The sequence below is a fragment of the Rhodococcus sp. ACPA4 genome (assembly GCF_002300185.1).
Classification (GTDB): Bacteria; Actinomycetota; Actinomycetes; order Mycobacteriales; family Mycobacteriaceae; genus Rhodococcus_F; species Rhodococcus_F globerula.
On record NZ_NSDY01000001.1, the window covers coordinates 1,667,774 to 1,681,340 of the forward strand.

Annotated in this window: 13 protein-coding genes; 3 read left to right on the forward strand and 10 right to left on the reverse strand. The window is 61.3% G+C overall.

What is annotated here, in order from left to right; genetic code table 11:
- The 7 genes from CJ178_RS07520 to CJ178_RS07550 all read right to left on the reverse strand — a co-directional run bounded on the left by CJ178_RS07520 (position 1) and on the right by CJ178_RS07550 (position 7,397).
- The gene (locus CJ178_RS07520; protein WP_267951774.1) at positions 1 to 693 is read right to left on the reverse strand and encodes a DUF1345 domain-containing protein; all 693 of its coding nucleotides are present in this window, start codon (positions 691 to 693) and stop codon (positions 1 to 3) included.
- Positions 694 to 714: 21 nt separating this feature from the next.
- On the reverse strand, positions 715 to 2,004 hold the full coding sequence (locus CJ178_RS07525) for an SAM-dependent methyltransferase (RefSeq protein WP_095887877.1): 1,290 nt from the start codon (positions 2,002 to 2,004) through the stop codon (positions 715 to 717).
- A 109-nt stretch (positions 2,005 to 2,113) separates the two neighbouring features.
- A complete protein-coding gene (locus CJ178_RS07530) occupies positions 2,114 to 3,628 on the reverse strand; it encodes a pyridoxal phosphate-dependent decarboxylase family protein (protein WP_095886464.1) in 1,515 nt (504 codons plus the stop codon).
- Positions 3,618 to 4,991 carry an MFS transporter gene (locus CJ178_RS07535; RefSeq protein ID WP_306453176.1) on the reverse strand — a complete coding sequence of 458 codons (1,374 nt, stop codon included), beginning with the start codon at positions 4,989 to 4,991 and terminating at the stop codon, positions 3,618 to 3,620. Before CJ178_RS07535 ends, CJ178_RS07530 begins: the two co-directional genes overlap by 11 nt.
- Before the next feature lie 113 nt (positions 4,992 to 5,104).
- Positions 5,105 to 5,518, reverse strand: a complete 414-nt coding sequence (locus CJ178_RS07540; RefSeq protein ID WP_095886465.1) for a DUF7144 family membrane protein — start codon at positions 5,516 to 5,518, stop codon at positions 5,105 to 5,107.
- 39 nt (positions 5,519 to 5,557) lie between these two features.
- A complete protein-coding gene (locus CJ178_RS07545; protein ID WP_033230926.1) occupies positions 5,558 to 5,839 on the reverse strand; it encodes a hypothetical protein in 282 nt (93 codons plus the stop codon).
- Between the two features lie 295 nt (positions 5,840 to 6,134).
- Positions 6,135 to 7,397 carry a multidrug effflux MFS transporter gene (locus CJ178_RS07550; protein WP_257013046.1) on the reverse strand — a complete coding sequence of 421 codons (1,263 nt, stop codon included), beginning with the start codon at positions 7,395 to 7,397 and terminating at the stop codon, positions 6,135 to 6,137.
- Positions 7,398 to 7,482: 85 nt separating this feature from the next.
- On the opposite strand from CJ178_RS07550, the gene CJ178_RS07555 reads away from it, so the two are divergent.
- The gene (locus tag CJ178_RS07555) at positions 7,483 to 7,938 is read left to right on the forward strand and encodes a MarR family winged helix-turn-helix transcriptional regulator (protein WP_095886466.1); all 456 of its coding nucleotides are present in this window, start codon (positions 7,483 to 7,485) and stop codon (positions 7,936 to 7,938) included.
- A 146-nt stretch (positions 7,939 to 8,084) separates the two neighbouring features.
- On the forward strand, positions 8,085 to 9,119 hold the full coding sequence (locus tag CJ178_RS07560) for an iron-siderophore ABC transporter substrate-binding protein (protein ID WP_045070188.1): 1,035 nt from the start codon (positions 8,085 to 8,087) through the stop codon (positions 9,117 to 9,119).
- Between the two features lie 28 nt (positions 9,120 to 9,147).
- On the opposite strand, the gene CJ178_RS07565 is transcribed toward CJ178_RS07560, so the two are convergent.
- From CJ178_RS07565 to CJ178_RS07575, 3 genes are all read right to left on the reverse strand, one after another.
- Complete coding sequence (locus CJ178_RS07565; protein WP_095886467.1) at positions 9,148 to 9,696, reverse strand: GbsR/MarR family transcriptional regulator; 549 nt, start codon at positions 9,694 to 9,696, stop codon at positions 9,148 to 9,150.
- A gap of 68 nt (positions 9,697 to 9,764) precedes the next feature.
- Entirely contained in the window at positions 9,765 to 10,949 is a 1,185-nt protein-coding gene (locus CJ178_RS07570) for a hypothetical protein (RefSeq protein WP_095886468.1), read from the reverse strand.
- A gap of 47 nt (positions 10,950 to 10,996) precedes the next feature.
- On the reverse strand, positions 10,997 to 12,988 hold the full coding sequence (locus CJ178_RS07575; RefSeq protein ID WP_095887880.1) for a glycosyltransferase family 39 protein: 1,992 nt from the start codon (positions 12,986 to 12,988) through the stop codon (positions 10,997 to 10,999).
- Between the two features lie 112 nt (positions 12,989 to 13,100).
- Between CJ178_RS07575 and CJ178_RS07580 the strand changes: the two genes are divergently transcribed.
- Positions 13,101 to 13,553, forward strand: coding sequence for a GNAT family N-acetyltransferase (locus tag CJ178_RS07580; RefSeq protein ID WP_033230929.1), 453 nt, complete (start codon positions 13,101 to 13,103; stop codon positions 13,551 to 13,553).
- The last annotated feature ends 14 nt before the right edge of the window (positions 13,554 to 13,567 follow it).

Genomic DNA, 13,567 nt, shown 5'->3' on the forward strand with positions numbered 1-13,567 from the left:
TCATAATCCGGCGATCAAATTGACTACCGACGCGACGATGACCGAGCCGAACAGATAAGACAGCAACGCGTGGCCGAGCGCCATTGCCCGCATGTCCGACGACTGCAAATTGGTGTCCGAGATCGCGAAGCTCATACCCACGGTATAGGCGACATAGGCAAAATCGCTGTACCGCGGCGGTTCTTCCTGATTGAAGTCGATCCCACCGTCCGGACCTGTGTAGTACAACCGGGCGTATCCCAGAGCGAACAGCGTGTGCACAGCTATCCACGAAATGACAACGCTGACAACCGCAACCGACGCGGCGACAACTTGGTATCGACGGCCGTCAGGTGAGGCAACAAGCAGGAGCGCGATACCGACCAGGCTGGCCACCGCTGCAGCGAGAACGAGAAGGTGTGCGACATTGCGTGCCGGTTCCTCACGAGTCGCGTGACTGGCCGTCGTGACAGCGTCGAACGGCCACACCAGGATCCACGTCCAGACCGTGAACACCAGCGCCGCCACATTCCAGCCGATCAGAAAGGAGAACCGCGGAAAGCCCACTATCCACATGACAATTCCCGCGACAATGCCGAGCACCAGTCCCGCGGTGACTCGCAGTGCGGGCCCGGCACCCAAGCCGCTCTGGTTTCCCGGAATCGGCAAATCCTGCAATGGCTCGTTCACCCGCTCAGTCAACCATCGACGCATCGAACGCGCCCGCGATCCGGCTCAGCGATACCAGTTGCGCCGCGATCGCGGCATGCCACTTGATCCTCGTTCACCGGGTTTCACCGCCAGCACTTGATGAATCGTCAGTCGATGCGCCTCCTCGAAGCCGAGGGCGCTGGCCGCAAGGTACAACAACCACGTACGGACCCGCGCGTCGCCGACCTCGGCAACAGCAGCGTCCCAGTTCTCCCGCAGATTCGCCACCCACGCACGCAGTGTCAGCGCGTAGTGTTCGCGCAGCGCATCACCGTCCCGAGTCTCGAATCCTGAACGCTCCAGAGCGTCAACCGTTTTACTCAACGGAAGGATCTCACCGTCCGGGAAGATGTATCTGTCGATGAAACCAGGAGCGTCGACAACCTTGTCCGGCAACGACTTCACCGAAGCAATGGCGTGATTGAGAAAGCGTCCCTCCGGCTTCAGCAACCCGTGCAGGTGTGCCGCATAGACCGGCAGGTTCGCCAAACCCACGTGTTCCGACATACCGATGCTCGAAATAGCGTCGTACGGACCGTCATCCACGTCGCGGTAATCTTGCACCCGAACCTCGATATGTTCGGTCAATCCCGCGTCCGCTACCCGAGCCTTGGAGTACTCCACCTGTTCGCGGCTGAGCGAAACACCGACAACGTCGACGCCGTAATTCTGCGCCGCATGCAGTGCCATCGATCCCCACCCACACCCGACGTCGAGCAGGCGCATTCCCGGCTTCAAATCCAACTTCCGGCAGATCAGATCAAGTTTCTCTCGCTGCGCGTCCTCGAGTGACACAGTGCCGTCCGGCCAGTACCCGCACGAATAGACCATGCTCGGTCCGAGAAACAGCTCGTAGAAACGATTTCCGACGTCATAGTGATGAGAGACAGTCGCCGAATCACGAGACTTGCTGTGGCGCTTTCCCCGTTTGGAGCGCATCTCGATCTCGGGCGGCGACGGCGGAAGCCCGACCGCGCCCAAGCCGACAAAAGTCACCACCGACCGAGCAATCGTGCGTGCCGACATCCCGGCCAGGCGATGCTCACCAATCCGCGAAACAAGATCCGGAACATCCAGCAGCGCAAAGATGTCTCCGTCGACGTCCAAGTCTCCGGAGACGTACGCCCGCGCCAAACCCAATTCGTTCGGCGAATAGAGAACCCTCCGCAGCGCGCGTCGGTTCCGGAAAAAGACCCGGGCCGCTGCGTCGGGAGGGCCGGCTTGGGAACCGTCCCAACAGCGCACCTGGATTGGGAGTTCGATCCCCACCAATTCCTCGAACAGTGTCAGAACCTTGGTTGCGGCACCAGTCACCCATTCGTCCCTTCCCCGAAACGACAGCCTCCGATACTCGAAATCTACGCCCGGGACAGCGAAATTTCGCGGCATATGTGAGGTTTTGATGCGACGCAAGCCGTTCGAATCAGGGTTCCACGAGTCCAGCCAGGAACTCCACCAGCAGTCGCGTCGTGACCTCGCGGGGCAAGGACTCGACGGCGGCGAGGACCGCAGCCATGTCGAGGGGCGAGTCGCCCGCGCCCTTCGGATCCAGCCCCGCCGACACGAGCGCTGCCGCAACAGCCTCACTGGGCAATGCGCGAACATCGTCGACGCTTACGTCACCGCGCTCGAACGCGCCGGCCAGCTCGGCCAGCGCGGGGGGCGGCCCGGCCGCGGGAAGGCCCCGAACATCGTCGGCCCCCAACACCAACGCACTGGTCAGCTCACTCAGCACACTGTCCGTCACGGGCGTGATCGTGAGATGGGTGGTTCGCGGCAATGCAGTTCCGTCGTGTTGCGTCGACGCAGGTTGCCCCTGGAGCACAAACCCTCGAACGCCGACGGCGGTGGCCCAGCGATGTGGATCGACCTGCCGGTCCGGCGGCACTCCCCCATCCGCCGCTACTGCGAAGAGTGGGCCGACCGGCGTTCCGACGACGCGCAAACCGTCGATGCCGCCAATCGTGTCCACGAGCGACGCAGTCGCTCGGTGAGCGCGAATAACGAGGTCGGCGTAACCCGATTCGCCCAGCACCTGAGTGATGGACCAGGCTCCGGCCAGGGCGGCAACGGATTTCGACCCCATCAAGGTCGGATTGACCACGGGATATCCGGGCCACGCTGTAAGACCGAAGTACTGCTTACGGTGCAGATCGCGCCCCCGGTACAGAAGAACCGACGCACCTTTTGGCGAGTAGCCGTACTTGTGTACGTCGGCCGAGATGCTGGTGACACCGGGAACCTGGAAGTCCCAGGCCGGCAGTTCACCCCACCAGGGCAGGGCAAACCCTCCGATGCAGGCATCGACGTGAAACGGAACCGACTGTGTACGAGCAATTTCCGCGATCTCGACGATCGGGTCGAGAGCAGCAAACGGATAGCTCGGGGCCGACGCCACGATCAGCACCGTGTCGCTCCGCAGAGCCGATCCAATGTCGGCGGCGCGCACACGACCGGAATTGGGATCGACGGCGACGAGAATCAGTTCGAGACCGAGTAGGTGCGCCGCCTTGTGGAAAGCAGCATGAGCGGTGGTAGGCAGGACTATCGATCCCTCTCCCGGCGGAAGTCCGCGCAGGTCGCGGGCGGCTTTGACGGCCAGCACACAACTTTCGGTGCCACCGCTGGTGACGTTGCCGATAACATCGCCATCTCCGTGGAGGAATCCGCGGACGAACCCGACGAGTTCTCGTTCCATCACCGCGGTGGACGGAAACACCGTGGGATCAAGCCCGTTGACGGGTTGTACTAATTGCGCTGCGTCCGTGGCCAACTGATCGAGCGCGGCCAGTCCGCTGTCGTACACGTAAGACAGAACTCGCCCACCGTGGGTGGGGGCGTCCTGTTCACGCAGGCTGCGGAGTCTCTCCAGCACTTCCGCAGACCGTTGCTCGATCGAGGTATTACCAAGAAAAGAGTTGGTGTCACTAGCGGTCATCGTGCTCCTGTTCACTGCTGTATGCGCGTAAGACGACAAGGCTGATCGCGACCAGAGCGGCCGGGGCCAGAGAGAATCCGAGGGCGATGCCGGTGATTGCGGAGTCCGGCTGGTCAACCGTCTCCCCTGCCTGCGAGGACACAAAGCCTGTCGACGCCAGAAACAGCAGGAACACTGCTGGTCCGAGTGCAAGACCAGCAGTCTCTGCTGCCGTCCAGATCCCGCTGAGCGAGCCGCCTCGTTGGCGTCCGCCGATGCGGGCATCGTCTTCGATTACGTCGGGAAGCATGGCCAACGGAAATACCTGCATTCCGGCGTAGCCGACGCCCGCCAGTCCGACCGCACCGTAGATCCACGCTCCGGCGTCAACTGCAGCGAACGCCAAAAGCAGTGTGGCGACAACAAAAACCGTCGATGCGACAACATATCCGCGGAGCTTGCCGTGGCGATGGGAATAGCGGTACCACAGCGGCATGATGACCAGCGCCGGGCCGACCAACGCCGCGAACAGCCCCGTGATGGCGTCTTCGTTCCCCATGACATACGTCGCGAGATACTGGGCACCGCCCAACATCACGGCCGTCGCGAGGGCTTGCAGGACAAACACGATCACGAGCAAACGGAACGATCGCGTACTGCGAACTGCGTCGAATCCGTCGCGGTACTGCGAGAGCAATGAACCCACCGGGGCATCGGCGCGTGTCACCGTGCGCCGCGCCGCGCCGAATACCGCCCAGAGCATTGCCCCGCACATCAACGCCGACACGCCCACGGCCATCACCAGATAGCCCGCAGCCCCACCTCCAGCAGCGTTGCGAAGCGCTGGTCCCCCGCCACCGATCACAAGAATTGCCAAGGCCAGTACCGCTATTCGGACGGATACCAATCGAGTTCGCTCGTGATAGTCGCCCGTCAGTTCTGTAGGCAGGGCGATGTACGGCACTTGGAACAGGCTGTAGGCGCTCGCTGCGAGCAGGAAAAACACCAGTACCCACACCGCGCCGACACCCGGGCCGGCTGACACCGGTGCAGCAAAGGTGAGTACGAAGAGCAACGGAAGGGCAAGCGAACCCGCCAACATCAGGGGTACGCGCGTGCCCGTTCGATGCGAACTTCGATCACTGACCGTGCCGATCAGCGGATCGACAAGTACGTCCGCAACCTTGGGAACAATTACTACCAGCGACGCCAAACCAGCCGCGACGCCCAAGGTGTCGGTGAGGTAGTACGCCAGTACCAATCCTGGCAGGACGCCAAAACCACCCGTCCCGACACTTCCCGCGGCGTAGGCGGCAACAACCCCCCGCGACAACCGTCCGCCCGCGCGGCGTCCGCTGCCCTGTATGGGCTTTTCTGTGGTCACCAATCACACACTAGATGGCGACGTGCATCCTCAAGAGCAAAAGCCGGGAGACACGAATAACTCGGAAAACACCTCGAGGCACCTTCTGCCGAGACGCTTCGAGCCTCGCTTGGTCAGTCCTCGGCATCCCAGGTGGCTACGGCCCAGATAACAGTGACATCGAGCGCGATGATCAGGATCGACCAGAGCGGATAATGCGGAAGCCACAGGAAGTTCGCGATGATCGAGAGCGCTGCAATCAGGATCGCAGCGATACGCGCCCACGTGGCAGCCATCATCATTCCGATGGCAATCGCGAGGCCAACGACGCCCAGGGCTATGTGAATCCAACCCCACGTCGTCACATCGAATTCGTAGACGTAGTTGACCCCGACAACAAAAAGGTCGTCGTTCGCGACAGCCGAAATCCCTTGAAGGAGAGAAATGATGCCGACAATGAAGAGAAGGGCTGCTGCTGCAAAATTTGTGCCGGTCGCGATGCCACTGCGCACCGGATGAGCGTGTGACGGTGACGATGTGTCGGTCATATTCTTGCCTCTCGCAGAAGGAGATGTCGACGATGAAAGTTAGCGATCGGTGGAATGCGCAGCGTTGCTCGAAGTCCGGCGGTACCACTGCCAGCCTGCGGTGATCAGGACAGCTCCGACCAGCGAGCCGATGATTCCACTGGGACGCAATGAAAGTCCGTCACCCGCAATCAGACTCACGAGCAAGCCGCCGACCAGCGATCCACCAATTCCCGCGATAAAAGCGAAGGGCCAGTCCAATCGTCGGGTGTTGCCACCGAGAATCAACTGGGCACCCGCTCCGATGACGGTTCCGAACAAGATCATTCCGATGATGAGCATGAGGCAAAGCCCTTTCAGCTAGGCGTACTCCGCGAACCGAACACGACGCTTTCGCGCAATCTTTCCCATATGTCCGTTTATCCGTCGGTGAATTGAGCAAAATCCGCTGACCGCCTTGCTTCAACCTGCACTGTTCTCTCGCGCACTTCTACTTCGAGGAAACGGGTAGCTGAAATGTATCCGGCCACTGGCGGTCGGACATCACCCGCCGAGGGTGATATTTCGACTCCTTCCACGTGAAAACCGACCCGGGACTGGTGGTGTCCCGGGTCGGCTGTGGCGAGTTCGGCACAGATTACTTCGCGTCTGCTGAAGCCTTCCCTCTCGTCAGCGCAAGCGCCGACAGCGCGATGAGCGCACTGACGACCATTGCGATGGCCATAGGTAGGGCGGTGCCCTCCCCGCCGATCCCGACGAGCGGGGAAATCGCAGCAGCGAGCAGGAACTGCAGCGCACCAAGCACTGCCGATCCGGTACCGGCGGCCTGCCGCGCCTCACCGAGCGCCAAGGTTGTGGCGTTGGCGATGACAAGGCCGAGGCTGGCCATCGTGCACCACAACGCGATCAGAGTGATCCACAGAACGGGCCCGGCAAGCGCATTGATCAGCATGACTGTCGAAAACACCGCGAGCAAGGTGAGGCCGATCCGCAACGTCACCCGGTCACCTAGTTTCGCGACAACCCCGCCGTTGGCGACGCTGAAGATCACAAGGCCGACCGCGTTGACGGTGAAAACAACTGTGTACCAAGCAGTGGAGAGTCCGTGCACATTCTGCAGGACAAACGGTGACGCAGAGATGTACGCAAACATGACACCAAAAGCGAAGGCGTACGCGAGGGTGAACCCGACGTACCGGCGGTTCCGCAGAACGTTTCGAGCCTCACCCAGCATCGCGGCAGCGCCGCCGGTGGTGCGCAATTCCTTCGGGAGCGTTTCCGATACCAATGCAAGGACGCACACGAACATCAACGCGGACAGCACTGTCAGAACCCAGAACACGCCACGCCACCCGAAATTAGTGACAACAACACCGCCGAGTAGCGGCGCGATTACCGGTGCTACTGCGTTGATCACTACGAGCAGGCTGAACAATTTTGCCGCAGCGGCACCGCGGGCACGATCGGAGATCACTGCGCGGCCCAGGACAATTCCCGCCGCCCCGGCAAAGCCCTGCACAAAGCGCGCTGCGGCCAGAAGTTCGATGCTCGGCGCCAGTGCGGCGCCGGCACTGAAGACGGCGCAAGCCGCGGTTCCGATCAGGAGTAGTGGCCGTCGACCGTACCGATCGGAGAGCGGGCCGAACACAAGTTGCCCAAGGGCAAGGCCGACCAGGAAGGTCGTGAGTGTCAGCTGTACGGCTGATGCACTGGTATCGAACTCCACCGACATCTCAGGGAATGCCGGCAGATACATGTCGATGGCCAGTGGTGCCACAGCCGCCAACAGAGCCAATGTGGCGATGATCTTGGCGGGTAGATGTGTCGCGTGTCCCGCGTCCGACACAGACACCGGGTCGGACTCCACCATGGTGTCTGCTTCCTGCACGTGCTGTTTCACATTGATCCTTCATCCAGTTTTGCACTACGGCTATATCTAGAAATAGATATAGATTTATATATATCGTAACGTCTAGACTGGGTGCGTGTCCAACAAATCGGTTGCAACAGATGACGACGTCCAGCGCTTGGCACATACGGCGCGTTCGGTGGTGTGGGCATTGCGGCGCTTCGGCGAGAAGGAGGCAGGCTTGTCCCGACTCCCCCATTCCGAGATCGAAGTCCTCCGCGTAATCGAGGAACATCCCGGCAGTACGGTGTCGGAGATCGCGCGCGCCTTGAACTTGCAAAGCAGCAACGTCAGCACAACGGTTCGCCGACTGGTGGACCAAGGCCTACTCGAGAAGCGATCCGATCCCAGCGACGGACGCTCGTTCCGCCTGCACCAAACCCCAGTGGCCACCCACAACAACCAGAAGATCGACCAGATGTGGGCCGACGGCATTCGAAGCCTCTTGGCGGGAATGGATCCTGACGACGCGGCCAAACTTGTCGACGCGGCGCCACTCCTGGCCCGCCTGGGATCCATGCCGACGGACTGAACAACCGGTGCAGGCGGTCTGAACTTTCAATTGACTTGAAAGTTCAGGGAAGGCTAGCCTATGCTTCCTGTGCGCCAGTCCATCTTGCTCGGTGATCCACGAGAGCCACAAGAGCACTCCGGCGCCTCGACACCGAAAGGCTCTTCATGCGATACGCCCCCGTGCGATCCCTCCGCCGGTCTGCGCTCCTGAGTGGACTTGTCATCGCCGCCCTGGCAATCGGCGGTTGCAGTACCAGTAGCAGCGACACCACCGACACCAATACCGGCAACTTCGAGACCGTCACTATCGAGCATGCTCTCGGCAAGGCAGTCATCACCGAGAAGCCGGAGCGGATCGTCACGCTCGGCATGGGTTCCGCCGAGACAGTCATCGCGCTGGGCACCATTCCCGTCGGCGTCGAGAAATATTCATGGGGCAGTGACGAATCCGGCTACCTCCCCTGGGTTCACGAGGCAGTCACCGAACAAGGCGGCGAACTCCCCGAGCAGTTCACCGGCGGAGCCGATCTGAACATCGAAGCGATCATCGCTCTTGATCCCGATCTGATCCTCGCACCATGGTCCGGTATCACCCAGCAGCAGTTCGACTCCCTCAACGCCTTTGCACCCACCGTTGCGTACGAGGAAAGCCCGTGGACCATCACATGGGAAGAGCAGATCAACGTGATCGGAAAGGCCATGGGCGAAACCGGGAAAGCCACCGCCGAGATCGACAAGATCAAAGACCAGTTCGCGAAATCGTCTGCAGCACATCCCGATTACGCAGACGTAAGCTTCTCGTTCATCTACAACACCGGCCCAGGAACACTCGGCGTGTTCTTCGCCGAAGAGCAGCGAGTTGCCATGGTTCGCGGACTGGGCTTGCAGGTTGATCCCGTCGTGAACACGCTGACCGAGTCCGAAGGTACCGATTCTGCAGTGATCGGCCTCGAGAATGCCCACCTCCTGAACAATTCGGATCTGCTGTTCACCTTCTACTCCGATCCCGCGAACCGGGCCGAAATCGAAGCGCAGCCCGCCTATCAGCAGATTCCGGCCGTCGCACGAGGAACTATCATCGCCCCGACGGACCAGCCTTTTGTGACGGGATCATCGATGATCAATCCCTTGACCGTCCCGTGGTCACTCGAGCGCTACGCACCGATGATCGATGAGGCAGTCGCAAAACTGAACAAATAAATCCGGCGAGACCCGCAGGGCCCGTACCTTATTCAGGTGCGGGCCCTGCTCTATCTTGTCCTGCCTCGTCCCAAACTGCCTCGTCCTGAACTGCCCCGTCCCGCACTTCCTTGAATCGAGCCCATTCACTGCCCAGCATGCGATTGTCGATGATCCAGCCCATGTAGTCGCGCATGTTCAGCACACGAATGTAGGCGGGGCCGTTGGGGTTTGCATACTGGAGTGCCTCGGTCGCGAGCGTGCGCTGATTCTCGAGGTACTGGTGCTCGTTCTCGAGGAAGCCGCCCCACACGTCGGAATCCATGACGTAATAATGAGTTCGATCGCGAGGCTTACGAACGAGCTTCACAAATCCACGATCGATAAGCCGTCGAATGTAGTTGGAGACAGATCCACGACTGGTGTCGAGAGCAATGGCCAACTCCTCGGCACTGACTCCCGGAGATTCACTGATGAGCAGATAGCCGGCGATCCGGCCCTCGATGCGAGCACCACCGCCCGACTGCCAATACGTCGCAAACTGGTCGATGAACCACGCGGAAAAGTCCCCACCCCGCGCCGGGCTGACGTCGCCCATTTTTTGTTGCCTCCAGCTAGTCGAAGCGGCAAATACCCTCTGATTCTGCCAGTTCCATCGAACCTTCCCTAGCTCGGCGCAATTTCGAGACCGGGTGACGTCGCAATCAACTCGAGTTGCTCGATTACCAGCGGCGACACAGTGTGCGTCACCGTTCGCACAACAACAGTCTCGCCGGACGGATGCTGGACGGCCACCGAACTTGTGCCGGGGTTCTCGGTGCGACTGATCAACGTATCGTCGGGCAGGATTACGGCGTTCTCGAGCAAGCGGAATCCGTTCCGGGTAATCGAGATTTGCAGGTTCGCTGCCGCACCCGGCGCGCTCACGACAACGTCCGCGCACAGGCCGCTACCCGAGTCGTCTGGCACCAGCGAACCCAACGGACGGTCGAGCCTGAGGCCGGTTGTTCCGAGCCACCGCCATCGCTCGTCGAGCACAGTGTTGAGCCTCGACACGTCGTCTTCGTCCACCCCACCCTCGTCCATCACCGTGAGAATGCCACAGAATGTCATCGGCGGAATATCTTCTGTCACAGCAAAACCTGGCGCGAGAGCGACGTCGACCAACTCGTCCGTCGACAGGACTTGCGCGTCCGATCCGTCAAATCCGGTTACCGAGACGAAGACGCGACTGACACCGGGGACGTAGACTACGACAAAGTCCTGAGCATATGGACTGGCAGCGTCTTTCGCCTCGTAGAAGTCGAGAACTGTTCCGTCGGCACGCACTTCACGCCGATCTACGGAACCTTCGACACACGACGGAATCGGTCCTGTCCATTCTCGAACATCCACCGAGACCGTTGCTCGCGCATCACCGCGGGCTATGTCACCAAGTGCAGTGGTCGAACCACCGAGGGTCAATCCCTCCGCCGATTCGGGCGACCGGGCCTCGCCGAAGTTGCGCACTGGCGGAAATATGAAGGCGAATCCTGGATCTTCAAGTCTGGCGTCCACCGGTAGTGCCTCAGTCACCGCCCTACGCATCGCGTCTGCTTTCGACTTGGAGAACCACGGATAGTCAGGATCGTTGTACCCGGGGTCGTCACCCCCGATCGTGGCGACCAGAAAACTCTCCACCTCCCCGGCCGCTTCGACGGATTCACAACCGGGAATCGCAGCCGGGCCGTCGTCCTGCGTCAGGCGCGCCGCACCGGCGCCCAGCAACACGACGACCGCGATAAACGCGGTGTCGCGCCACGTCCATCGTTGACGCCGATCCTTCGGCGGGCGCTCTTCTGTCCCAGGCATTGTTCGATCATGACCGACAGTGTCCGGCGACCGGGCACCTGCCCCGCCTAGTCGGTGTAGCCACTGAGGTCGTAAACCGTTGCATTCCCGACGGTTGTGCCTTCGAAATTGGCTTCCACCCAGGCTTGGATTGCACTCGACGTACTGTCACCGCCGCCGCGGCCATCGCCCTGACCACCAGCGACGTAATAGTGGACATCGCCGTTCGCGACATAGGAGATGAACTGGTCCAACGTGGGTGCTGGGTCCGAACTCCAACCACCGATCGCCATCACGGCAGTATTGCTCGCCAACTCGTACGTCGCGGCACTCTGCGAACCGTTGGTTGCCGCGGACCAGCGGGTGCCTGCGCCGATCAGCATGGCTGTCAGCTCGGAACTGTTGGCACCCGTGCCGGCCGATGGGGTCGGCGTGGCGTCGGCGCCCAGCGGCGCATCGGTACTGCTGCCAGGTGCCTGACCAGGAGTAATGCTGTCGCCAGGTGCCTGGCCACGGGTCATCCCGCCGCCCATTCCCGAATCGGATACGGCACCGGCCGGGCCGGCCGTGGGAATAGATCCACCGTGAGCTGTTGCTGCGGTGGCGATTGAGTACGAGGCTGAGCCTCCGATGCCGGCCAACGATCCGACGACCAGCCCCGCAATCACCAACTTCCGGAACCGATTCCTGGCGCCGAGGAGAATCAGTGCCGCGCCGACGACAGTCCCTGCCAGTACGATCCATTCGAGAGCCGGTAGCCAGTCGGAATTGCGATGCAGGAGAACCCAACTCCAGATTCCCGCAGCAAGCATCATTGATGCCAGGCCGAGTCGCCCGATCCACCGCGACCGTTCCAACCACAATGCGTAGCCGCCGGCTGCGATCATTCCGGCAATCGCGGGAGCCAACGCCACGGTGTAGTAGGGATGGATGGTGCCGGACATGTAGCTGAAGATCAGCCCCGTCACCAGGAACCAGCCGCCCCAGACGATCATCGACGCCCGCAACAGATCGGTTCTCGGGGCACGACCACGCGCTATCAGTCCGAGAACAAGTGCAATCAGCGCAGCGGGGATCAGCCACGAGATCTGAATTCCCATCTCACTTCCGAACAACCGATCGAGGCCCGTGCTCCCGCCGAAGCTCGAACCTGCAGCGCCGCCACTCATTCCGCCGCCACCGCCACCGGAATTCCCGAAGATCCGACCGAGCCCGTTGTACCCGAGGACAAGATCCATGACGCTGTTGTTGGTCGAGCCCCCGATGTACGGCCTCGAATCTGCGGGCCAGAGCCACACGGCCAGCACCCACCACCCGGCCGCCAGGATCACCGCACCAACACCGATCGCAAGGTGCAGAACTCGGGCGCGCAACCTGGCCTGTCCGGCAACCAGATACGCCAGGCCGAACGCGGGCAGCACCATCAGGCCCTGCAGCATCTTGGTGAGGAATGCAAAGCCGAGAGCAATGCCGGTGAGAGCAATCCACATCGCGGCGCGTCGGCCCACCGACGTCTCGACTGCTCGAACCACCCAGTAACCCGCCAGTGTCATCAGGAGCACCAACAAGGCATCGGGATTGTCGAACTTGAACATGAGCGCAGCCGCGGGTGTTGCCGCGAGAACGGCGCCCGCAATGAGCCCCGCTGTCGGAGTCGCGACGCGTTTCACTGCCGCGTAGACGAGCGCAACCGAACCAACTCCCATCAACGCCTGCGGCACAAGCAGACTCAGGCTCGAGAATCCGAAGATTCGTCCTGACAACCCCATTACCCACAGCGACGCGGGTGGTTTGTCGACGGTGATGAAGTTGGACGTGTCCAGCGATCCGAAGAACCAAGCTTTCCAGTCCTGCGAACCTGCCTGAGCCGCTGCCGCATAGAAGGTGTTGGCATAACCACTTGCGCTCAGGTTCCACAGGTAGAGAACTGCGGTGCCTACGAGAAGCGCAGTCAAGGCCGATGCGGCGCCGCGGGTACGAATCCACGACTGTGACGGGTCGCCGTGATGGACAGGGGGCGCCGGCGGCCGCGGCGGCGCCGGATTCAGAACTGCGGTCATCATGAGTCCCTTCACAGGTGGTGATATTCACTACCTTCGCGCGCGGACCCGCGACACCACTGCACAGTGGCTGCGAGATTCCTGTGAACTCGAGATGACCTAGGGTGATGCCGTGGACTCAACAGGCGCCAACATCGTGAAGATTCGACCCTATCGGCCCTCCGACGAGGATGCCGTCATCGAATTGTGGTCGCAGGCATCAAAACTCGCACACCCCTTTATCGACGGCGAGGGCGAAGGTGCACGTGAGGCGAAGATGCGCGACATCTACCTCGTGAAGGCAGACAACTGGGTTGCCGAAACCGACGAGCAGGTTGTAGGCCTGCTCGGACTACTGGGAGCAGAGATCGGCGGCCTGTTCGTGTCACCACAGGCTCAACGACTCGGAATCGGGCGGCTACTCGTCGAGCATGCAACGACACTGCACGGAGCGGTAACGCTCGAGGTTTACGAACTCAACGGATCGGCACGACGCTTCTACGACATCATGGGTTTCGAGGAAACGGGACGCTACACCGATGCCGAGACCGACCACGTTTTGATCCAGCTTCGCCTGACGACCTGACGGCCGAACCCACA